16 protein-coding genes are annotated in these 21,128 nt (G+C 52.4%); 5 read left to right on the top strand and 11 right to left on the bottom strand.

All coding sequences use genetic code 11. The features are described 5' to 3' along the window. Positions 1-48: 48 nt before the first annotated feature. Positions 49-1,074, bottom strand: coding sequence for a GNAT family N-acetyltransferase (locus ACI6NM_RS11360; protein WP_262426576.1), 1,026 nt, complete (start codon positions 1,072-1,074; stop codon positions 49-51). Next, positions 1,071-2,015 carry a DUF2156 domain-containing protein gene (locus ACI6NM_RS11355; protein ID WP_022272798.1) on the bottom strand — a complete coding sequence of 315 codons (945 nt, stop codon included), beginning with the start codon at positions 2,013-2,015 and terminating at the stop codon, positions 1,071-1,073. The genes ACI6NM_RS11360 and ACI6NM_RS11355 overlap by 4 nt, the downstream gene beginning before the upstream one ends. A gap of 353 nt (positions 2,016-2,368) precedes the next feature. On the opposite strand from ACI6NM_RS11355, the gene ACI6NM_RS11350 reads away from it, so the two are divergent. Further along, positions 2,369-3,328: a bifunctional 4-hydroxy-2-oxoglutarate aldolase/2-dehydro-3-deoxy-phosphogluconate aldolase gene (locus tag ACI6NM_RS11350; protein WP_022272799.1), complete on the top strand. Its 960-nt coding sequence runs from the start codon at positions 2,369-2,371 to the stop codon at positions 3,326-3,328. Between the two features lie 14 nt (positions 3,329-3,342). Continuing rightward, entirely contained in the window at positions 3,343-4,368 is a 1,026-nt protein-coding gene (locus tag ACI6NM_RS11345) for a sugar kinase (protein ID WP_022272800.1), read from the top strand. A gap of 101 nt (positions 4,369-4,469) precedes the next feature. On the opposite strand, the gene ACI6NM_RS11340 is transcribed toward ACI6NM_RS11345, so the two are convergent. The 4 genes from ACI6NM_RS11340 to ACI6NM_RS11325 form a co-directional block, all read right to left on the bottom strand. Continuing rightward, a complete protein-coding gene (locus ACI6NM_RS11340; protein ID WP_022272801.1) occupies positions 4,470-5,150 on the bottom strand; it encodes a GNAT family N-acetyltransferase in 681 nt (226 codons plus the stop codon). Between the two features lie 9 nt (positions 5,151-5,159). Then, complete coding sequence (locus tag ACI6NM_RS11335) at positions 5,160-7,166, bottom strand: M28 family peptidase (RefSeq protein WP_262426575.1); 2,007 nt, start codon at positions 7,164-7,166, stop codon at positions 5,160-5,162. A gap of 105 nt (positions 7,167-7,271) precedes the next feature. Next, the gene (locus ACI6NM_RS11330; RefSeq protein WP_215653715.1) at positions 7,272-8,675 is read right to left on the bottom strand and encodes a L,D-transpeptidase family protein; all 1,404 of its coding nucleotides are present in this window, start codon (positions 8,673-8,675) and stop codon (positions 7,272-7,274) included. 25 nt (positions 8,676-8,700) lie between these two features. Beyond that, complete coding sequence (locus tag ACI6NM_RS11325) at positions 8,701-9,579, bottom strand: SseB family protein (protein ID WP_022272804.1); 879 nt, start codon at positions 9,577-9,579, stop codon at positions 8,701-8,703. Between the two features lie 343 nt (positions 9,580-9,922). Between ACI6NM_RS11325 and ACI6NM_RS11320 the strand changes: the two genes are divergently transcribed. Further along, on the top strand, positions 9,923-11,560 hold the full coding sequence (locus ACI6NM_RS11320; RefSeq protein ID WP_262426574.1) for an ATP-binding protein: 1,638 nt from the start codon (positions 9,923-9,925) through the stop codon (positions 11,558-11,560). A 73-nt stretch (positions 11,561-11,633) separates the two neighbouring features. Here the strand turns inward: ACI6NM_RS11320 and feoB are convergent, their stop codons facing one another. From feoB to ACI6NM_RS11305, 3 genes are all read right to left on the bottom strand, one after another. Then, the gene (feoB, locus tag ACI6NM_RS11315) at positions 11,634-13,964 is read right to left on the bottom strand and encodes a ferrous iron transport protein B (RefSeq protein WP_262426573.1); all 2,331 of its coding nucleotides are present in this window, start codon (positions 13,962-13,964) and stop codon (positions 11,634-11,636) included. A gap of 214 nt (positions 13,965-14,178) precedes the next feature. After that, complete coding sequence (locus ACI6NM_RS11310) at positions 14,179-14,880, bottom strand: RraA family protein (protein ID WP_022272811.1); 702 nt, start codon at positions 14,878-14,880, stop codon at positions 14,179-14,181. 461 nt (positions 14,881-15,341) lie between these two features. After that, on the bottom strand, positions 15,342-16,793 hold the full coding sequence (locus tag ACI6NM_RS11305; RefSeq protein ID WP_438500865.1) for an IS66 family transposase: 1,452 nt from the start codon (positions 16,791-16,793) through the stop codon (positions 15,342-15,344). A gap of 172 nt (positions 16,794-16,965) precedes the next feature. On the opposite strand from ACI6NM_RS11305, the gene ACI6NM_RS11300 reads away from it, so the two are divergent. Further along, positions 16,966-17,934 carry a LysR family transcriptional regulator gene (locus ACI6NM_RS11300; RefSeq protein ID WP_262427750.1) on the top strand — a complete coding sequence of 323 codons (969 nt, stop codon included), beginning with the start codon at positions 16,966-16,968 and terminating at the stop codon, positions 17,932-17,934. Here ACI6NM_RS11300 and ACI6NM_RS11295 read toward each other — a convergent pair. Then, a complete protein-coding gene (locus ACI6NM_RS11295) occupies positions 17,927-18,889 on the bottom strand; it encodes a D-2-hydroxyacid dehydrogenase (RefSeq protein ID WP_262427749.1) in 963 nt (320 codons plus the stop codon). The genes ACI6NM_RS11300 and ACI6NM_RS11295 overlap by 8 nt on opposite strands. A gap of 19 nt (positions 18,890-18,908) precedes the next feature. After that, positions 18,909-19,799, bottom strand: coding sequence for a sugar phosphate isomerase/epimerase family protein (locus ACI6NM_RS11290; RefSeq protein WP_262427748.1), 891 nt, complete (start codon positions 19,797-19,799; stop codon positions 18,909-18,911). Positions 19,800-20,097: 298 nt separating this feature from the next. Here ACI6NM_RS11290 and ACI6NM_RS11285 point away from each other — a divergent pair, with 298 nt between their 5' ends. Further along, entirely contained in the window at positions 20,098-21,126 is a 1,029-nt protein-coding gene (locus ACI6NM_RS11285; RefSeq protein WP_262427747.1) for a hydroxyacid dehydrogenase, read from the top strand. Positions 21,127-21,128 lie beyond the last annotated feature (2 nt).

Here is a 21,128-nt window from a genome sequence, read left to right as displayed (position 1 = left end):
CCCCGGGCTGAACACCCGAAATGGATCCCCCCGGCCCCGGAACGGCCCCTAAACCACCTCGTCCAGAAAAACTCCGTGGAACGGCTCGATATACTGGCCGTAAGGAACGTTTTCCACCTGCTCAGGCAGGGCATACCCGAACAGCCACTGGGTCAGCTCTGCGATGGTGAACACCTCCAGTTTTCCCTTGGCAATGAACCGGGATTCCTGGATGATCTCAGAGCCGCTCTTATTTAACTTCCAGATCCATGCACCCTGGTTCTGGGGAATAAACAGGTCATGGATCCCGATCTCAACGGTCACCTCATCCTCCGGACATGCCTCTGAAAGGCGGATATTTTTTACAAATTCCGGCATACATACGATCCGGGCCATGATGGCCGGCTTTGTACCCGCCAGGGTCCGGTAGCGCTCCCCTGTATACAGATACCGCAGCTCCCGTTCCTTAAGCCCCCATTCGCTTTCCATGCCGATGAACCAGTCGTCCTCATAGATCAGGTTCACAAAGCCGTTCTCACTCTTCAGCTCCTTTTCCATCCGTTCCAGGTAAGCCGGATCCCGGACGGCAAACACCTCATACTGGCGCTTCAGCCAGGCATTCTGCCAGTCGGCCAGCTCCTTATACAGGGCGCTCCCCTCCAGAGGCGTCCTCCGAAGATCCTTATTGTAGCCCAGGACCCACCGGGGCTGGTCGAAAACAAACCGGAAATCATACGGATAATACAAGGATTCCCGGGCAGGCATCAGAAATGCAAAGGGCATCCGCTCCTCCTGCATGTCCCGCAGCATGGTCAGCAGCAGGCTCCTCATATGGCCCTTGTGACGCTCGCTGACCGCCGTTGCCACGCCTACGATATAGTCGCAGGTCCTCACATCCCCCCGCATGGAGACCGCGTAGGGATTCCTCTGGAGCATGGCCACGATCCGCCCCTCCTCCTCACAGACCAGGATCCGGTTGTCCTTTGTTTTTTCCTTATAATAATAGTCTCCGAAGGATACGGAATCCTCTGGAAACGCCTCGTTCCAGAGCGCTCTTGTCCTTCCTTTTTCTTCTGCTTCCAGATATCGGATCATAACCTGTTTTCTTCCTTCCCCCGGCCCTCCTCCGGCCACAGCTGCCGGATCCTGAATTTTCTGGCGAATTCCATGGGCTCATAGGACAGCTTGGCCTGGCGCAGCGCCGGAAGCCCCATGTCGTCCTCCCGGTTCACGATCTCCGCCTCGGGAAATTCATGGATCAGGAACTGCTGGTTGATGAACTGATAAAGCCCCCGGATCTCCGGATTCGCCTTTTCGATATGGATAATGGCCATTTTTTCTTTTTCGTTGTAGCTGCCGATGGCAAAGGCCTCCAGCCGGCCGTCGATGTAAATGCCGCCCATGTGTACATGGAACGCACTGCAGTTTCTTAATATATCGTGGATCCCTTCCACCTCATAGTCCAGGTGGCCCTCCACCTCCTGTCCCTTCTGGGCTCTCCATTTATCCAGGAACTGCCACACATCCAGACCGTCGGAGCAGCACAGGGTCCTGTACTCATACCGGCCGGCGTACTCTCTTTTTAAATAGTTGATGTGGTTTTTCTTCTTCCCCAGCTTTTTCCCGGATAAAACCTTCAGTGACTCCGCACTATAAATATAATCCCTGGCATCCGGAAGTTCTTCCACCGAATACCGGTCTTCTGGGAGCCTTAAATACTCCACCGCCTCCTCATCCGCCAGAAAGATCTCCAGCGGCAGATGGAGCTCCTCATTAAAATACTGCTCCAGCTCTTTAAAATAATGGGGCAGGTCCTCCAGGCCGCAGACCGGAAGGGCAGCGTAGTCCTTTCCGTCGATGTTCATGATCCAGAGGACAGCTTTTCCATCCCGTTCACAGAAACGGATGTGGTAATAGCCTCCCCAGAGAAAATTGTCCATGATCGTGCTGTCGCAGGTCCGGTCATGGCGCTTTCCATAATATCCTGCCAGCGTTTCCACATGCTCCGCACGGAAATTCTCAAATTTCAGATCCATAATCGTCCTTTCATGACAGCTGCGGCCCCAGGCGTCCGGCCAGTCCGGCCCGCAGCTCCATATATCCCCGGCGCCGGGTCTCCTTCCCCGGCATCCGCATATTCCGGGCGCGGCGGCGACCCCGTCCTCCCGGTTATCTCAGCGTTCATTTTATCACATTTTTCTGTGTAAGGGAAGGATAACAAAATTACTTTTTCCTATTGACTTTTAAAGGCCGGCGAGTATAATTTATTTTAGTAAATATCGCAATACGGAACTGAGTTTCATATTGTGAAACCTTGTACCGCATGACAGAATTGTGACCCGAATTTTTATATCCCTTTCCATTAAATAAAGCAAAGGAGAAACGAAATATGAACGAAGTTTTAGAAAAGATCCAGAAGATCGGTATCGTTCCGGTGGTGGTCCTTGATGACGCCAAGGACGCTGCCCCCCTGGCTAAGGCTCTCTGCGAAGGCGGACTGCCCTGTGCAGAGGTTACCTTCCGTACCGCTGCCGCTGAGGAATCCATCCGTATCATGGCAAAGGAATTCCCGGACATGTTAGTGGGCGCAGGCACAGTCCTCACCACTGAGCAGGTGGACCGCGCAGTGAATGCCGGAGCAAAATTCATCGTAAGCCCCGGTCTGAACCCCACAGTAGTAAAATACTGTGTCGATAAGGGGATCCCGGTAACCCCCGGCACCTCCAATCCCAGCGACGTGGAAATGGCCATCTCTCTCGGTCTTGATGTGGTAAAGTTCTTCCCGGCTGAACAGGCCGGCGGCATCAACATGATCAAGGCCATGGCCGCTCCCTATACACAGATGAAATTCATGCCCACCGGCGGCATCAACGCAAAGAACATCAATTCCTACCTGGCCTTCGATAAGATCCTGGCCTGCGGCGGAAGCTGGATGGTGAAAAAAGATCTGGTTGCAGCCGGAGAATTCGATAAGATCCGCGATCTGACAAAGGAGGCCGTCCAGACCATGCTGGGCTTTGAATTGGCCCATATCGGCATCAACTGCGAGAACGAGGAGCAGGCAGACCAGACAGCCTCTGCCTTCGACGGCCTCTTCGGCTTCACAAAGAAGTCCGGAAACAGCTCCGTATTTGCCGGAACAGCCGTAGAATGTATGAAAGCGCCGGGCCTTGGCGCAAAGGGCCACATCGCAGTTTCCACCAACTCCGTTGCGCGTGCGAAAAATTATCTGGAAATGATGGGCTATAAATTCAAAGAAGAAACCGCAAAATTCAAAGGCGACAAGCTGACCGCCATTTATCTGGAGGATGAGATCGGCGGATTCGCAGTACATTTAGTTCAGAAGTAAAGGAGAATTTTATCATGGCAAAGAAAGTTATTACATTTGGTGAGATCATGCTCCGTCTCGCTCCCGAGGGCTACTACCGTTTCGTTCAGGCCAACAGCTTTGGCGCCACCTACGGCGGCGGAGAGGCCAACGTGGCTGTTTCCCTGGCAAACTATGGCATGGACGCCGCTTTTGTTACAAAGCTTCCGAAGCATGAGATCGGCCAGGCTGCTGTCAACGAGTTAAGAAAATACGGCGTAGACACAAAGGACATCGCCCGCGGCGGCGACCGTGTGGGTATCTACTTCCTGGAAAAGGGCGCTTCCCAGAGACCGTCCAAGGTCATCTATGACCGTGCCCATTCCGCCATCTCCGAGGCTTCCCCGGAGGACTTCGACTGGGCAAAGATCTTTGAAGGCGCCGACTGGTTCCACTTCACAGGCATCACCCCGGCCCTCAACGACACCGTTGCCGGTATCTGCTTAGAGGCCTGCAAAAAAGCCAAGGAGCTGGGACTTACCGTTTCCTGCGACTTAAATTACAGAAATAAGCTGTGGTCCAAGGCCAAAGCCGGCGAGGTAATGGGCGAGCTGTGCAAATATGTGGACGTCTGCATCGCCAACGAGGAGGATGCTTCCGACGTATTCGGCATCAAGGCTGCCAATACTGACGTGACCACTGGTACTGTAAACCATGAGGGCTACAAGGACGTGGCAAAGCAGTTAGCCGACCGCTTCGGCTTCACAAAGGTCGCCATCACACTCCGCGAGTCCCTTTCCGCCAACGACAACAACTGGTCTGCCATGTTATATGACGGAACCGATTACTACTTCAGCAAAAAATACAAGATGCACATCGTTGACCGCGTAGGCGGCGGCGACAGCTTTGGCGGCGGCCTGATCTATGCATGCTTAAACGGCTATGACGCCCAGAGCACCATCGAATTTGCAGTTGCCGCATCCTGCTTAAAGCACTCCATCGAGGGAGACATGAACATGGTTTCCGTGGACGAGGTTACAAAATTAGCCGGCGGCGACGGATCCGGCCGTGTTCAGAGATAATTTCCTTACTTTGCTGCCCATTTGCCAGTAAGGGCAAGTTTATTCCTCAATATATACCTGAAAACCTCCGGGGCCTGCCAGCCCCGGAGGTTTTCCGTTTTCTATCCCTTCCTTGTGTCTGCCCAGGGCAGGTCTCCAGTCTGCGCCTGCTGCGGCTCCCGCACCAGGCAGTACTGCTTCAGTCCCATATCCTTTTCCACGATCCCAAAGGTCTTAAAGCCAAAATGGCTGTAAAAGGACAGGTTCTTTTCATTGTGGGTCTCCAGGGAGATCAGCATCCGGTGGCTCTCTGAGTAGCGGATCACCTCGTCCATGAGGATCTCCGCTACCCCCGTATGCCTGGCCCCGGGGCTCACTGCCAGATAAATGATGTGCAGGCGGTTTTCCTGGTGGAGCTGGGCTGTCCACCGGGAATTCAGATAGTCCCGTCCCCGGATGAAATTCCAGAGGGTCTTTAGGCTCCTGTCTTCTTTGATCAGATACTCGTCTGTCTTTAAGGAGGCCCAGGCCTCTGTCAGATAAAAGCGGATGGGATCGTACTCCTCCGCCTCGTCAGAGACCACCAGAAGACCCTTTAACTCCGGGCTCTCCGCATAGATTTCACAGGTCTCATAAAATTCATTCAGATCGCACTCAAACAGCTCCGGCATCAGCCGCTTCCTGGTTTCCGGATCCGGGATCAGCGTATGATACAGCGGATCCTCCGCAAAGCACTCTGTCAGCATTTTCTGGAGTCTGGGCAGATCCTCTCTCTGTACTCGATACAACGCACTGGTTTCCATAATTCTTTCCTACTCCTCTTTCGCCTTTCTCAAGCCCTCTGTCAGCGTATCCACAGCCTGGATCATATACCGGATATCGTCGTCAAAGCAGCCCAGTGCCTGGCGCTCCATGGCCTTCAATGCCTCCAGCTCTGGCTCCACCCCTGTATTCCTGGTCCGTTCCTTTTCCATAAGGCTGCGGATCTGTTTTGACAGATCCAGATGATGGACGATCCTTCCGGCTCCCCACTGAAGCCGTTCCTTCTCCTGGTTCATCACATATTCAGTGAAATAGCGGTATACCTGATCGTCAAACTGGAAGGCATATTTGTTGTTATCCACCTGGTACAGGGCCTCCAGGGCGCCCCGGACGTTTTTGTCCTCCAGCTGCCGGACCGCCTCACCCAGATACCGCAGATTGGTCTGGGACGCCTCGTGGGGGAATAAAACCTCATCGTGCCAGTTGAGCCGCACAAAATATCCCTGGGCCTTTTTAAAGAGATACAGAAGCTGGCTCTGGAGCCTTCTGTCCCGCTCCGGCTCCCCATTTCCGGCATTGGCCGTCCGCACAGCCTCGTAGACCTCCCGGGCCAGCCTCTCTCCCTCCTCCAGCTTCTCCATCAGGGTCTTTAATGCATTTTCGTCTTCCCGCCCGGTCACCGGGCGGACACTTTCTCTCAAGGCCCGGAAGGTCCGTTCCAGGTTCACCGGAGCCACGTTCACCCGGTCCAGGGCCATCAAAAGAAGTCCGTAAAGCTCGTGATGGAACCGGTATGCCGCCTCGTCGTAAAACTCGTCCCGGTCGAACTGGGAATGATAATGGGTCTCCATAAATCCGGCGCTGCTGAATTCATTGACCATGGACGGGATCCCGGAAATAGCCATGGAAAAATCGTCGGACCAGGTCTCGATGGGGCAGTGGACCCGCAGCCCCTGGGGATATACGTTCGTGGGATCCACCGGCAGCTTTTCCACAAATTCCTTTAAAAAGTCCTCATATTCATAAGTAGAACGGATGGCGTCCCAGGCATTGTGAGCGTAGGCCGGAAGCTCAAAATTCAGATCCGCAATGACCTTCCCCGGCCAGTCAGGCCGCAGCTTGAAGACCTGCTGCCAGGCTCCCGTGGACCAATCGTATTTGGAATTGACGATCCCCCATTCCTCCGCCGCCATGGCGCAGAACACCAGAGTCTTTCTGGGCCGATATCCGGTTTCCAGAAGAGCCCTGGCGATCCCCAGCATCATGGCCACCGCACAGTTATCGTCCTGGAACCCGTCATAATAAGAATCATAATGGGCGCTTAAAAGGATCATGTCCTCCTCTCTCCCAGGGATCGTTCCCCAGATATTGTAGGACTCTGTCTGCTCCAGGATCCGGGAACTGGCGTCAAATTCCACCGTAAGCCGTTCTTCCTTCTGAAGCGCCTCTTTTAACACAGCCGCGTCCTTCTGGGAAATGGAAAACGCCGGAGCATCCTTAGGACCAGCAATGTCCTGGGCGTTCAGCGCCTCTCCGTCGATCTCCCCATAGCCGTTGTCCTGGACCGCGATCACTGCTGCCGCTCCTTTTAAATGGGCCTGGTACACAGGGAAGTTGATCCACCACTCGTCCCTCTGGTTAATGTCCACCAGAACCAGACAGCCGCGCACGTCCCGGCCTGCATAGTCCTGGGCTCCTCCCCGCCCCACATAGACCAGCGGAAATTTCTGAAAGCCCCCGGTCAAAAACTGGGTCTGATAGGCCCCCAGCTGAAAGACATGTTCCGCTCCCTCTGCGTCCCGAAAGCGCAGTACCGCCTTTTCAAATTCCCACCCGTCCAGACACAGCCGGTCCTTATGGATATCCTCTAAGCCGATGCGCTCCATCTCCTGCCTCAGCATTTCTCCAGTCTCATACTCAGCCCTGGATCCAGCGGTACGGAACCCCAGTACCGGGTTACTCTTTATCCTCTCCATGGCCTTGGCCAGACCATAAGAATAAGAAACGTCCACTGCCTCCAGATATTTTTGCTCCTGCTCTTTTTCCTTTTCGTTCACCTTGCTGCCTCCTTCGATCCTGTCATCCGGGAAATCTTCCCTCTTCCCGTATTTTCTGCAACAGAGGGTGCCCGCAGTTTCCTGCGGACACCCTCTTATTCCCGCCTAATAAAAGCAGAGGATCGGTATTCCTTTGTATACATGCTCATAGATCACGGCTGCCGTTTTCGGCGGTATATTGATACAGCCATGGGAGCCGTTATTCTTATAGATCTCGCCGCCGAACTTACCGCGCCAGCTGGCATCATGGAGTCCGATGCCGCCGTTAAAGGGCATCCAGTAGGACACAGGGCTCTCGTAGGAATACGTTCCGTCCGCCCGCTTCGGCCCGCGCAGCACCCGGTCCCTTTCCTTATAATAAAGGGTATAAAGCCCCTCCGGCGTGGTCCAGCCCTTGGCCACGTTTCCCGTGACAATGGGCGCTTCTGCGATCAGAGTCCCATTCTCATACATGTAGATGTGCTGGAGGCCCATATCCACCTCCACATATGTGGTCCCGAAATCGTTCCCGGTCCGGCTGGCCGCTGTGCGGCTGTATGCCGGTTCCCTGGTCTGGTTGGTGCCGTTCTGCACCATCCTGGTCAGAGCCACCGCTTCCTCTGCCTGGTTGATCTGCCAGCCGTAGTCGCCATTTACAGACACCTGGCGTCCGGACGTGCTGGTAAACGTATGGGGCTTTCCATAGGTATCGTATTTATCAGCCAGGTATTTCACATACTCCGCCACCTTCTGCTGGTTCACCTGGACTGTGGACCCGGAAACGCCGTCGATCCATTTGACTGCCTCCAGTCCCGGCAGGATCTCCTGCTGGTCGCCGAATACATAGGTGATATTGATGTCCTTATACCGGTTTAAATTGGCGCACATCTGGTTCAGATCCGCATTGTCCGCAGTGACCTGGATCGTCTTATAGCAGTCCAGATTCTCCACCTTCAAAAGCCGGGTCTGGGAATTCAAGGCATCCTTTACCGCTGCCATGAGCTTATCCATATCGATCTCCGTTCCCTGGACCTCCGGAACGATGGAAAAGGCTTTTCCCTCCTCATAAGGAGTAATATAGGCGTCGCTGGTGGGAGAGGCGTTCTTTACAAATGCCATGTTCTCCAGAAGCGCCCTGAGGGCTGCCTCGTCGTACTTAAGCTCTGCGTCCACCGTATACCGGTGCTCCACGCCGGGACCGCTGACTCTGCCGCCGTCGTTCTCCTCCTTCAAAATGGCCTCCAGGTCCCCGGTCACGTCCACGGTATAGCCAATGGATGTATCGGTGATCGCCTCCCGGACTCCCTCAGTATCCTCGATCTCCAGGGTATAGCCGCCATTAAAATACCCCTCTATGTACGCCTCGGCGTCAGCCGTGGTCATTCCAGACACTGGTACGCCGTTGATAATGGTCCCCACCACGAACCGGTGGAAATCCGTGTCCACAGCCGCCATCGATGAAAAGGACACGGCTGCCGTGGTCATAAAGGCCGCCGCCATGGCGGTCAGAAACTTTTCATTTCTCCTCATTAAAATCCTTCCCTTCTGCGGGAGATCATTCCCCGCTGTTTCCCAGGTCCCCCAGCGGAACCTCGGGCTTTTCCGGCTCCCTCAGCGCCTCGGCCACTGCCGCCTCAGCCAGCTTTGCCGGGTCCAGAGGCTTTGCCGGACCCGATGCGGCTCTCTTTGTAATCGGAAGCTGGAGGTTTACTCCCATGGGGTTCACCACCACGCCCCTGGCACCCTTGGCCAGGGCTCCTGTGATCTTATCCGCCGTCATCACCGACGCCTTAAAGAAATTTTCCCGGTTGAACTTATTGAATTCCAGCATGTCCGTAAAGATCGGCTGATAGGAATCCCCGTTCTGCTGCTTTAACAGCGGCACGCCGTTTTCCTCATTGAACGGAGCCAGGTAGGTTCCCTTTCCATAATCTGCCAGGATCTCCTCCTGGAGCTCCTGGAGCTCTTTGGGGAGCTTTTCAAATTTCTGTCTGCGGACCTCCTGCATAAAATAAAGCGCCGTCAGATGCAGGCCCGGATTCTCCACCCAGATCTGCCCCTCCTTTAAATTCTGTCCCGGACGGTTCACCAGATCCGCCAGCTGCAGCTTATACTCGTCCTCCATATAGCCGTTGAATACCAGGCAGTTGACGCCCATGGTAAACAGGTTGCTGTAAAAATGCAGGAACTGCTTGTTATCGATCTTTGCAATCTGGAGCGGGATCTTCTGATCCAGGAACCGCTGTCCCTCACGCTTGATATCTTCCTCTTTCTCATATAAGAAAACCTCATCGTCAAAGGTTTCCGGGTCACACATTACAAACGGCATCTTCGTGCAGAGGGACATGAGCACAAAAAGCTCCTTCGATGTGCTGAGTTTCTTCATCACTGCCAGTTTCTCCGCTTTTTCCTTGGTCTGCTTGCCCTGATCCATATTGATTCCCCTTCTGTCTTCTTTATTTACACGCCGCCGGAACCAATCGCTCTTTCTGCCCCGCCGCCGTTATATACAGAGACATTATATCGTCTGGGAGAACGGCTGTCAAGAAACAGAGTCCGGCGAAACTCCGGCATTTCCGGCATTTTCTCTTACGAAATTCTGACTTTTTTATCCGCCCTGGATCGCTTTCCCAACTTCTCTGGTCAGGTCGATAAATCTCCTGGAATTCTCCTCGAGCTCTCGAAGGACTGCACGAAATAGCTGTGGCCATCAATTACATCTTCCAAAAACACCCCCATCTGTGCTAAACTATTCCTAGAAAAGGAGGCGGACCCTTATGAAAAAAAGACTTCCCATTGGAAATGATGATTTTGCCGAAGTACGGAGACAGAATCTTTATTTCATAGACAAGAGTTTGATGATCCGGGATTTTCTGGACACTGGAGATAAAGTGACCCTGATCACCCGGCCCAGACGTTTTGGAAAGACTCTGAACATGACCATGCTTCGTGAATTTTTTGATATTACAAAGGATAGCCGCCAGCTGTTCCAGGGACTTTCCATTATGGATACGGAATATGCCAGCCAGATCAATTCACGCCCTGTTATTTTTCTTACGCTGAAAGACTGCAAGGGAACGACCGCCCAGGAAATGCTGCTTCTTATGAAAAAGCAGATTTATCTGGAATATATGAGATATGAAAAAAATATGAAAGGAAAACTGGATGAGGCCAGTCTGCTGGCCCAGGACTTCCGTGCAATGATCGATGTCCTCAGGGATCCTGCTTCCCTGCCCGCCCTGTTTACAGATTCCATCCGGCTGCTCTGCCAGATCATTCGGGAACAGTACAGAGTACCCCCTCTCCTTCTGATCGATGAATACGATCAGCCCGTCATGTCCAGCTATGAATACGGGTATCATGACTCTGTTGGAAACTTTTTTTCCAATCTCTTTGGAAGCGCTATGAAAGGAAACCCCGATCTGGGACAGGCCCTTCTGACCGGAGTCCAGAGGGTTGCAAAAGAAAGTATATTTTCCCAGTTTAATAACGTCCGCGTCTATACAGTCCTGCATCGTCAGTACGCTTCCTATTTCGGATTTACATCGTCCGAAACGGAAAAGCTTTTAAAAGATTTTAGCCTTTCTCTAAATCAGAAGGTAAAGAGTAAATATGACGGCTATCTGTTTGGCGGAATCGAAATTTATAATCCATGGTCTCTTTTAAACTATGCCGATTCTGGCGAGCTTCATGGATACTGGGTCAATACATCCTCCAATTACCTTATTAAAAGGACTTTGTCTGAGGCTGATAAGAATTTCTGGACTGACTTTGACCGCCTGGCCTCAGGAAACCAGATTCCTGTCTGGCTTACCCTGGAAACCTCTTATATCGAACGCGGAAGCACGTACAGTCTATGGGGACTTTTAGTAAATTCCGGATATTTAACGGCGCTGGAACGGCTGGACGAAAATACCGTGATCGTCCGCATCCCCAATGATGAGGTAATGTCCGAGTTCCAGGTCCTGATCACTGAACTTGGAGGAATGGATGGTCTGGAGCTTCAGCAGATGTTCTCCTGTCTTCTCCACAGGGATACAGACCGTTTTCTGGAACTTTACCGAAAAATCGTCATTTCCTGTACCAGTTACCTGGATGCCAAAGAAAATGCCTACCACATGCTTTTCCTGGGTATGTGCATGACCATGCGCGGAAGCTATAAAGTAACGAGCAATCTGGAAAACGGATACGGCCGGAGCGATATCACTCTGGAATCGCTCCATCGAAAAAATCCTCATGTGATCATTGAATTTAAACAGGGAACCGACCTGGAACGGCTGAAAAATGAGGCTCTGGAGCAGATACTGGAAAAGAAGTATTACGCCCCATTAAAAGGAGAGATCCTCTGTATCGGCCTGGCCCATGACAAAAAACGCTGTGAGCTGGCCTGTCAGCGCCTCCTGGTCCCGGAATAAAGCCCGCTTAAAGCCAAAAGCCCCCTCCGTCCGCCGCATTCCTGTCGGCTTTCGGAGAGGGCTTTTTATGATATTAAAGGAACAATGCCGCCTGGTATACGATAAAGGCCACGATCCACGCCAGCACGCACTGGCCGGCCGCCATAGCAGCCGCCCATTTTCCGCCCAGCTCCCGCTTCACCGAGGCGATGGCCGCCACGCAGGGCGTATAAAGAAGGCAGAAAACCAGCAGGGAAACGGCTCCCGGAACCGTAAGGGTTCCCTGAAGCGCCTCCATGCTTCCAAACAGCACCGTCAGGGACGAGACCACGCTCTCCTTGGCCATGAAGCCGGAGATCAGGGCTGTGACGATCCGCCAGTCCCCAAAGCCCACCGGCAGGAATACCGGGGCCAGCACGCCCGCCAGAAGAGCCAGGATGCTGTCCTGTGAGTCCGCCACCATGTTAAAGCCCGTGTCAAAGTTCTGAAGGAACCAGATGGCAATGGTAGCCAGGAAGATCACCGTAAAGGCACGCTGGAGAAAATCCTTCGCCTTGTCCCACAGAAGATGGCCCACATTGGCTGCTCCCGGCATCCGGTAGTTGGGAAGTTCCATCACAAAGGGCACGGCCTCTCCCTTAAAGGAGGTCTTTTTAAAGATCAGTGCCATGAGGATCCCCATGAAGATCCCAAGCACATAAAGCCCGATCATCACCAGAGCCTGGTGCTCCGGGAAAAAGGCCTCTGTAAAGAAGGCGTAGATCGGAAGCTTGGCCGTACAGCTCATAAACGGCGTCAGGAGAATGGTCATCTTCCTGTCCCGCTCCGACGGAAGGGTCCGGCTGGCCATGACTCCCGGCACCGTGCAGCCGAAGCCCACCAGCATGGGGACGATGCTCCGTCCGGAAAGGCCCAGCTTTCTTAAGAGCTTATCCATGATAAAGGCGACTCTGGCCATATAGCCGCTGTCCTCCAGCAGCGACAGGAAGAAAAACAGTGTTACGATAATGGGAAGGAAGCTCAGAACGCCGCCCACGCCGCCAAAGATCCCGTCGATGACCAGGGACTGGACCACGCTGTTGACGCCTGCGGCTGTCATAGCCGTGTCTGCCATGGCGGTCAGCCCTTCGATCCCCGTCTCCAGGATCCCCTGTAAAAACGCGCCGACCACATTGAAGGTCAGCCAGAATACCAGCCCCATGATCCCGATAAAGGCCGGGATCCCCGTATATTTTCCCGTCAGGAACCGGTCGATCTGGCGGCTTCTGGTACGCTCCTTGCTCTCCCTGGGCTTGATCACTGTCTCGGAACAGACCTCTCCGATGTAGTCGAACCGCATCTGGGCCACTGCGGCCGCCCGGTCCATTCCAGTCTCCTCCTCAGTCTGTCTGGCGATCTCATCCAGGATCCGTTTCTCATTGTCCGTCAGCTTCAGCCGCTCCAGGATCTTTTCATCGCCCTCCATCACCTTGCTGGCCGCAAACCGCACCGGGATCTGTGCCTGGGCCGCATGGTCCTCGATCAAGTGCATGACTGCATGGATCCCCCGGTGGATCCCTTCCTCCTTTTTACAGAAGTCCATCTCCAGAGGCTTTTCCTGGTATCTGGCCACATGGACCGCATGGCGGACCAGCTCCTCGATCCCCTCTCCCTTGGCGGCGGAAATGGGGATCACCGGAACTCCCAGGGCCTCCTCCATTTCGTTGACCAGCACCGAACCGCCGTTTTCCCAGAGCTCATCCATCATATTTAGGGCTACCACCATGGGGATCCCCAGCTCCAGCAGCTGCATGGTCAGATACAGGTTCCTCTCGATGTTGGTGGCATCCACGATATTGATGATCCCCTTGGGCCTTGTCTGGATCACAAATTCCCTGGTGACGATCTCCTCGCTGCTGTACGGAGACATGGAATAGATCCCGGGAAGGTCTGTGATCAGCGTATTGTCATAGCCGCGGATCACACCGTCCTTCCGGTCTACTGTAACACCTGGGAAATTGCCCACATGCTGCCGGGATCCAGTCAGCTGGTTGAACAGCGTGGTCTTTCCGCAGTTCTGATTCCCCACCAGGGCAAAGGTCAGGGTCTCTCCCTCCGGCAGAGGATTTTCCTCCTTCCGGTTATGGAATTTTCCTCCCTCTCCATAGCCCGGATGATGTTTTTCTGTTTTCTGTGATTTCTTCTGTACATCCACCGGCTGGTGGGGCTCGCTGATCTCAATGTTCTCCGCATCCTCCAGCCGGATGGTCAGCTCATATCCATGGATCCTCAGCTCAATGGGATCCCCCATTGGCGCGTATTTTACAACTGTCACCTCTGTCCCCTGGATCAGTCCCATATCCAGGAAATGCTGGCGGAGCGCTCCGCTTCCGCCCACAGAGAGGATCGTAGCCGTGCTTCCGATCGGCAGTCTGCTCAGCTTCATTTGTATCTCCTTTTATCCATTTCATGGTTCTTTTTGATTAGCATTATCTAACTATTCGGTAAAACAAATGCCCCTGTACGGGCATTTGTAATATAATCTAAATGAAAAAAAAAGTCAATATCTTTTAACATATAAAACCATAAAAACAGACTGCGGCAGGATCCTTTACAGAATCTGCCGCAGTCCGTTTTCTAGGAAGGTTTTGTATGTACTATTATGGCTCGTATACGCCGTCGATGATCTCAAATTCCTTTGCAGCCAGGGTCTTTTCCACCCATGCTCTGTTGGCGGTGCCGTTCTTTGCAGCCTCCAGCTTCTTCTCATCCGCCTCCTGGAACTTCTTAGCGTCCTCCAGGATCTGTGCTGCGTCCTTTCTCGGGATGACGATCACGCCATCCGGGTCCCCCAGAATGATGTCGCCCGGATTTACGCTGATACCGCCGCAGGCAACAGGTACGTTCACCTCGCCCGGTCCCTCTTTATAAGGGCCGCCGGGTGTTGTCCCTGTGGCATATACCGGGAAATCCCACTGGCCGATCTCGTCGATATCACGGATAGGTCCGTCAATGACGATGCCGGCTACCTTTCTGTCATGGCGAAGATAGGCCATCATGATCTCGCCGATCAGAGAACGGGTGTTGTCCTCTTCATTGGAAACCACGACCACATCTCCAGCCTCTGCAATGTTTAAAGCCGCATGAAGGGCCAGGTTGTCTCCGCCTCTTGCCTTGACCGTAAGAGCCGGTCCCACCATCATCTGGGCCTTGGGGCTGCTCACCAGATGGATCCGCGGATTCATGGCCGCGTTTCTTCCCATTACGTCGCAGGTGTTGGAAGCGGGAATCGTTTTAAACTGTTCCATTACTTCCGGATCCGGCATGTTTCTTTTTAAATAGATTCTCTTTCCTACTGCCATATCATTTTCTCCTTGTCTGAAAGCTCTTTTTTTCTGTGCCGGGAGCCGCAGCTCCTTGATCTGGTTTCATTGTAAGACAGAATTATGACAATAGCAAACAATGTATCTGTTTGCTATCCACAAAGAAATATTGTTATTCTTTACTTCTGTTTTTTCTTCTATTATAATGAAAGCAGTATATGTTCAGGGTAGTGTCAAGTAAACTATGAAAAACTGAGTCAAAAGAAAAAGACTCAGATGAACCTTGAAAATTGCAGATATTTTAGTCTGGGGCAGACTTCCGCCACCCTTGACAGCACGCAAAAGAACTGCTGTAGGCGACTCACCGACGGCGAAGAACTCAAGAACAGTTAGAAATTCATCCGTCGTATACAGCAGTGTAGCAGTTCTTCTGCGTGCCCTCAAGGGCAGGCCGAAAGCAGTGCTTTCGGTGGCTGGTTATGTTACCTCAGGCTTGGAATCTAAGAACAGTTAGAGCCTTCGGCTTGGAGGTTTAAGATGGTCTGTTGTCCCAGAAAGATAAGCAGCTGCCATTTACCTGGCATATTGTCAGCCTGATTCAGCATATCGACCTGATTCAGGACCTGATATTGATTGTGTTTATGTGGACGCAGGAAATTATAGTAAGCAACCCATAAGGCTAAGTCGTAGTTGGCACCTTCATAATTATCAAATCCATTTGTGGTGCGGTAAGAGGCCTTGTAGGTGCGGTTCAGGCGTTCAATCATCTGCTTGTAGGGACGGAATTCCTTTGAAACCTCGTCATCATTGGTTAAGCCGATCACCTGTGTAATGCTGAATTTAAAGTTATTTTTAAATTTTCTGGCAAACTCCATGGCAGCTAATGGATAGGCACTGTATCCATCTGCGATGAACTGAAAGTTTTCTGGCAGTTCTGCCAGATGGCGGAAAGCCATCCGCATAGCAAGGATGCAGGGACCGACACTTCGGCTGTCAGAGACCTGATAACCGATAATGGAACGGCTTGCGGCATCCATGATAAACCAGATATACGCTTTGATTCCCCGGACTTTGATATAGGTTTCGTCAGCAGTAAAAACATCGCCTGTTTTGTAGCCGTAATGATCGACAAAGGGCTTGATACAGACAGCAGCAGTTTTGCAGTAGTTGGCGATCTGCTGGTGGGAGATGCTGATGTTATAAAGGTCTTTGAGAGCCTGGGAAGTTTTCCTTAAAGAAAGCCCGAGGTTGATATGCAGGGTCAGACAGAGGGACATGACGTGTGCGTTGTGCCTGGAGAATTTCAGGGAAGAAGCATTCTTTGGGAGTGAATTTAAATCCATGGCAAAGAAATCCACCGTGAATTCACGGTAGATGTAATGAAGTTTGTATTTGGTTTTGCCGTTATCGTCTTCCAAATCTTTGCGGTCTACTTTTGCGAGATTATGGAGATAGTAAGGGCACTTAGGGTTCACGCATTTGTGCTTACGGAAGAATTTCCGGTCTTTCTTTGGAACTAAAGAATGTCCGCAGTGAGGACATAAAAAGCGGCTCGGAGCAGTTACGGAGTCACCAGTAGAGAAGGTCTGTCCACAGACCTTGCACTGATACTGGCCATTGCCGCCATTGTTGTCATAGATGAAATGGTGTAGAGCGCCGCACAGAGGGCATACGGTATCATCAGGGATGGTTTTTCCGTTCCGGCGTTGAACGGGCTTCAGGGGCTTATGATATTTCCACTGATAGTATTCAAGGAGGAACTGCCAGTCCTGTTTGATAAAGGTTTTAATGACAGGAAGTTCATCTACTTTGAATTTCTGATATTTGGGAGAATGGGAATCATCGAACGCCCACTGTTTGAGAGGGATATATCTGCAGATAAAATTTAAAAGCCAGCAAATTTGTTGATGTTGGTATTGAATAAGAGAAAGTAAGTATAGTATAATGTCCATGAGCATTGGCTCCTTTCGGGGATGTTTGTTTGGCGATAGACATTATACCAGAAAAGGGAGGTCAATGCTCTTTTTATTTGAAACTTCCCGTAAAATCGAGGTTTTTAATAGATTTAAACAATAAAAAGTAGGTAGTTTTTGACACTACCATGTTCAGATCGGAGGTAATTTTATGAATCTGCTGACCCTCTACTATTTCGTGGAGCTGGCCCGGGAGCTGCATGTCACCAACACGGCCCAGAAGCTCTATATTTCCCAGCAGAATTTAAGCCAGCATATCCAGCGTCTGGAACAGCATTACGGTGTTTCCCTGTTCCACCGGAAGCCAAAGCTGGCTCTCACCTATGAGGGCGAGCAGCTTTACGCTGTGGCTGTAAAGATCCTGGCAGAAGAGCACGAATTTATGAACCGCCTGGCGGATATATCCGCCAACAGCATCGGCAGCCTGAAGCTGGGGATCCCCACCTACCGGGGAGAGATCTGCCTGCCCAGCATCCTTCCACAGTTTTATGAAAAATGGCCCAATATCTCCATTGAGCTGTGCGGCAAATCCTCCAGCGAAATGGAGGAAATGCTCTGCAGCGGAGAGCTGGATCTCTTCATCGGCGTCATGTACCAGGACAACCCAAAATTAGATTCCACGCCCCTCCTCAACGACCATATTTACATGGTCTGCTCCGACCATCTGCTGAAAAAGTATTATCCCGATACCTGGAGCGTGCTGAAAAACCGCTCGGAGCAGGGCACGGATCTGAGTGGTTTTTCCGGACTTCCCTTCCTGCTCCCCCATCCCTCCATGAAGCTGAGAAGGACCATCGACCAGTGCTTCCTGTCCTCCAGGGTCAAGCCCAGGATCTTCCTGGAATCCCAGTCCACGGAGCTGTTCATTTCCCTGTTTCCTTATGACTACGGGGCGTTTTTCTGTACCCAGACGAGGCTCCCGGCCTTTCTTTCGGCCTATCCAGAGGCCAATGCCTTTCCCCTGACCCTGAAAAATGAGCTCATCGGCCACCGGATCGTCATTGCATCCCACAAGGACCGCGTTCTGCCCCAGTATGCCCAGGATTTTATTTCCATTACAAAAGAAGTATTTGCCGGCATCGCGACCGTCCTCCCCGGACGTCCCAGGCCCTTTAATTGACCACGTGGACCGGGGATCCGCCGAGAAATGCCCGGATATTTTCCACTGTGGTATCCAGGATCCTCTCCCTGGATTCCCGGGCGGCCCAGGAAATATGGGGCGTGATGATGCAGTTTCTGGCTCTCAGAAGAGGATTGTCCCCCCGGATGGGCTCTGTGGACACCACATCCAGCCCCGCAGCATAAACCTTCCCGCTGTTCAGGGCATCTGCCAGATCACGCTCCACCACCAACTGGCCTCTGGAATTGTTGATGAGGATCACGCCGTCCTTCATTTTTTCAATGGTATCCCGATTGATGATCCCCTGGGTCTCCGGAAACAGCGGACAGTGCAGGAAGATCACGTCGGACCGGGCCCAGAGCGTATCCAGATCCACATACTCCGCCAGCTCCGCTCCCTGGGGGCTCTGATGGGCATCATAGGCGATCACCTTCATATTCAGGGCATTTAAAATCTTCGCCGTAGCCTGGCCGATGCGGCCCAGGCCCACGATCCCGGCCGTTTTTCCATACAGCTCGATCATCGGATGATCCCAGTAGCACCAATCCGGATTCTTTTCCCATTTTCCGGCCTTTACGGTTTCGGAATGGTATCCGATGTGGGAACAGATCTCCAGAAGAAGGCTGACGGCGTACTGACCCACGATCTGGGTCCCGTAGCTGGGCACATTGACCACCGGGATCCCTTTTTCCCGGGCGTAAGTATAATCCACAATGTTATAGCCGGTCGCCATGACGGCGATCAGCCGGATCCCCGGGCATCGGTCCATGGTCTCCCTGGACACCGGCGTCTTATTGGTCACCACGATCTCCGCATCGCCGATCTTTTCTGCGATCTCCGGAGACTCCTCATAAGAAATCCTGTCATACACCGTCACCTGCCCAAGCTTTTCCAGCGGCTCCCAGGTCAGGTCTCCCGGATTTTCCGTATAGCCGTCTAAAATAACGATCTTCATCTTCTTTCATCCTCCTTGTTTAAAGCAGCGCCCAGGCGCGGTTGAATGCCCGCTTGGTGCCGGCCAGTACTGCATCCTCAGACTCTCCGTCCATCACGGTTACCTCCATGGACATGGGAAGGGGATCCTCCTCCCGGAAAAAGCCCTCCTCCTTCAGCACCTGTAAAAAGTCCAGCAGCTCTGGAACATCGTTGCAGCCTCCCGGAAATCCCATTCTTGGATGCTTATCTCCGTATCCGGGACATCCCGGCTTCGTAACGGCATTTCCAAAATGCAGGTGAGTCAGATATGGCCGGATCGCCGGAATCACCTCCCTGGCCGTCTCCCGGGTCAGCGGCATATGGGACAGGTCCGCCAGAAGGCCAAAGTTTCCGCACTGTCTCCTCACATCTGCCGCAAAGGCAGCCCCATAGGAAGCCGGTCCCATGAGCACCGCCTTGTCCACATCATGATCAAACAGCTCCAGCTCCACCTTGAGTCCCTTTTCCTCCGCGTAACGGCAGACCTGGATCGTGGTCTTTAAAAGCTGGCTGTACGCCCGCTCCTTCATTTTCTCCTCCCATTTTCCAGCCAGAAAGGCCATTCCCCTGGCGCCCAGGTAGGATGCCTCATCCACAGCGTGCTTTAAAAATGTTTCTGCCCTCTGGCGCTCCGCCTCGTCCATGGCATTGGGATTCAGTTTCATAGAGAGAAGGTCCGGATGCGCTCCATAGTAAACGGTCAGATGTGCCTGCTCCAGGACCCTCCGTACCTCCTCCCGTTCCGCGTCATCCCTACAGCTCCGGACCTCTACGGCGGTAAAATACTCATCTGCGGCAACTCTTTTTACAGCTTCCAGCGTTGACAGACTTGGAAACGACATCCAGGTGAGCGTTCCCATCTGGAAATATCTGCTGATCGGTTCCTTCATGGCTTCCCCTCCTATTATATTTATTTAGTTCCAGTATATTTCAAGTATTAACAAAGGAAAAACAATATATTATTCATATTTTAACAAAATTTTATTGTTCCCTCTTATGTTTCCCCCATGTGCGTTTCTTTTCATCCGTTTTCTTCTATGTGTTAAGAGATGTTCACAACATTTTTTTGTTATATTGCCCAAAACTGCTTGTTTGATTTTGCTTTGCGATTCCCATATAATGACAACCAGAAGGACACACGTCCGTGAAGCACAAAAAAATACACAAAAAATTTTAGGAGGTTATACTATGGCTTGGAAAATTTTACTGCCGCAGGAGATCATGTCCGAGGGACGGAAGCTTTTAGAGGATGCCGGCCATACCATCATCGATGGACGCGGCTTTGAGCCAGAGGATGTTCTGGCAGACTTTAAGGAATACCAGCCGGACGCCATGATCGTCCGCATCACACCGATCTCCAGAGAGATCATTGAATCCAACCCCAACTTAAAGGTCATTGTCCGCCATGGCGCAGGCTTTGATGCCTTAGATGTGAAGGCATGTCATGACAACAACGTCCAGGCCCTTTACGCTCCGGTGGCCAACAGCACCTCTGTGGCTGAGACAGCCATGCTGCTGATCCTGGAAATGAGCCGCAACGTGACCGTTCTCCACAAGACCTGGGTAGACGACTTCTACAAGGCAAAATTAAAGGTAAGAAAGAACACCATCAACGGCAAGACACTGGGCCTCATCGGCTGCGGAAACATCGGAAGCCGCGTTGCAAAGCGCGCCCTGGGCTTTGAGATGAACGTCATGGCCTACGACCCCTATAAGCCGGCCTGTGATTTCCCCGAAGGCGTTGAGGTAGTCCGTGATCTGGACCGGATCTTCAAGGAGTGCGATTACGTTTCCCTTCATTGCCCCAACACTCCGGTGACAAAGAACATGGTAAATAAAGAAAGACTGGCTATGATGAAGCCCACTGCCTTCCTGATCAACACGGCCCGCGGCGGCTGCGTGGATGAGACCGCCCTTTATGAGGCATGCAGAGACGGAATCATCGCAGGAGCCGGTCTGGACGCCATCCAGAAGGAGCCGGTGGATCCGAAGAACCCGCTCTTAACCCTGGACAATATGATCATTTATCCCCACATCGGCGGAAACACCACAGAGGCTGCCCACCGCGCATCCTATTTCGCAGCCATGGGCATCCAGGAGGTCTACGAAGGCAAGGCTCCCACATGGCCCATCAACGATGTGGACTATAAGACCGCGAAAACCTATACCGACACGAAAAAACCGGATACAAAACCGGCTGGAATGTTTGATTTTTAATG

Origin of the sequence: Pilosibacter sp. YYHA0881 (assembly GCF_051602715.1) — a bacterium.
GTDB lineage: Bacteria > Bacillota > Clostridia > Lachnospirales > Lachnospiraceae > Alitiscatomonas > Alitiscatomonas aceti.
Note: the sequence above shows the minus strand (reverse complement) of the source record. Positions and strands in the feature narration are given on the sequence as shown.

Bases quoted from the DNA above. Each gene is read 5' to 3' on its own strand.
- ACI6NM_RS11330 (WP_215653715.1), bottom strand. From the start codon at position 8,675: ATGAGGAGAAATGAAAAGTTTCTGACCGCCATGGCGGCGGCCTTTATG.
- ACI6NM_RS11325 (WP_022272804.1), bottom strand. From the start codon at position 9,579: ATGGATCAGGGCAAGCAGACCAAGGAAAAAGCGGAGAAACTGGCAGTG.
- ACI6NM_RS11305 (WP_438500865.1), bottom strand. From the start codon at position 16,793: ATGGACATTATACTATACTTACTTTCTCTTATTCAATACCAACATCAA.
- ACI6NM_RS11300 (WP_262427750.1), top strand. From the start codon at position 16,966: ATGAATCTGCTGACCCTCTACTATTTCGTGGAGCTGGCCCGGGAGCTG.
- ACI6NM_RS11310 (WP_022272811.1), bottom strand. From the start codon at position 14,880: ATGGCAGTAGGAAAGAGAATCTATTTAAAAAGAAACATGCCGGATCCG.
- feoB (WP_262426573.1), bottom strand. From the start codon at position 13,964: ATGAAGCTGAGCAGACTGCCGATCGGAAGCACGGCTACGATCCTCTCT.
- ACI6NM_RS11340 (WP_022272801.1), bottom strand. From the start codon at position 5,150: ATGGAAACCAGTGCGTTGTATCGAGTACAGAGAGAGGATCTGCCCAGA.
- ACI6NM_RS11355 (WP_022272798.1), bottom strand. From the start codon at position 2,015: ATGGATCTGAAATTTGAGAATTTCCGTGCGGAGCATGTGGAAACGCTG.
- ACI6NM_RS11285 (WP_262427747.1), top strand. From the start codon at position 20,098: ATGGCTTGGAAAATTTTACTGCCGCAGGAGATCATGTCCGAGGGACGG.
- ACI6NM_RS11320 (WP_262426574.1), top strand. From the start codon at position 9,923: ATGAAAAAAAGACTTCCCATTGGAAATGATGATTTTGCCGAAGTACGG.
- ACI6NM_RS11295 (WP_262427749.1), bottom strand. From the start codon at position 18,889: ATGAAGATCGTTATTTTAGACGGCTATACGGAAAATCCGGGAGACCTG.
- ACI6NM_RS11290 (WP_262427748.1), bottom strand. From the start codon at position 19,799: ATGAAGGAACCGATCAGCAGATATTTCCAGATGGGAACGCTCACCTGG.
- ACI6NM_RS11345 (WP_022272800.1), top strand. From the start codon at position 3,343: ATGGCAAAGAAAGTTATTACATTTGGTGAGATCATGCTCCGTCTCGCT.
- ACI6NM_RS11350 (WP_022272799.1), top strand. From the start codon at position 2,369: ATGAACGAAGTTTTAGAAAAGATCCAGAAGATCGGTATCGTTCCGGTG.
- ACI6NM_RS11360 (WP_262426576.1), bottom strand. From the start codon at position 1,074: ATGATCCGATATCTGGAAGCAGAAGAAAAAGGAAGGACAAGAGCGCTC.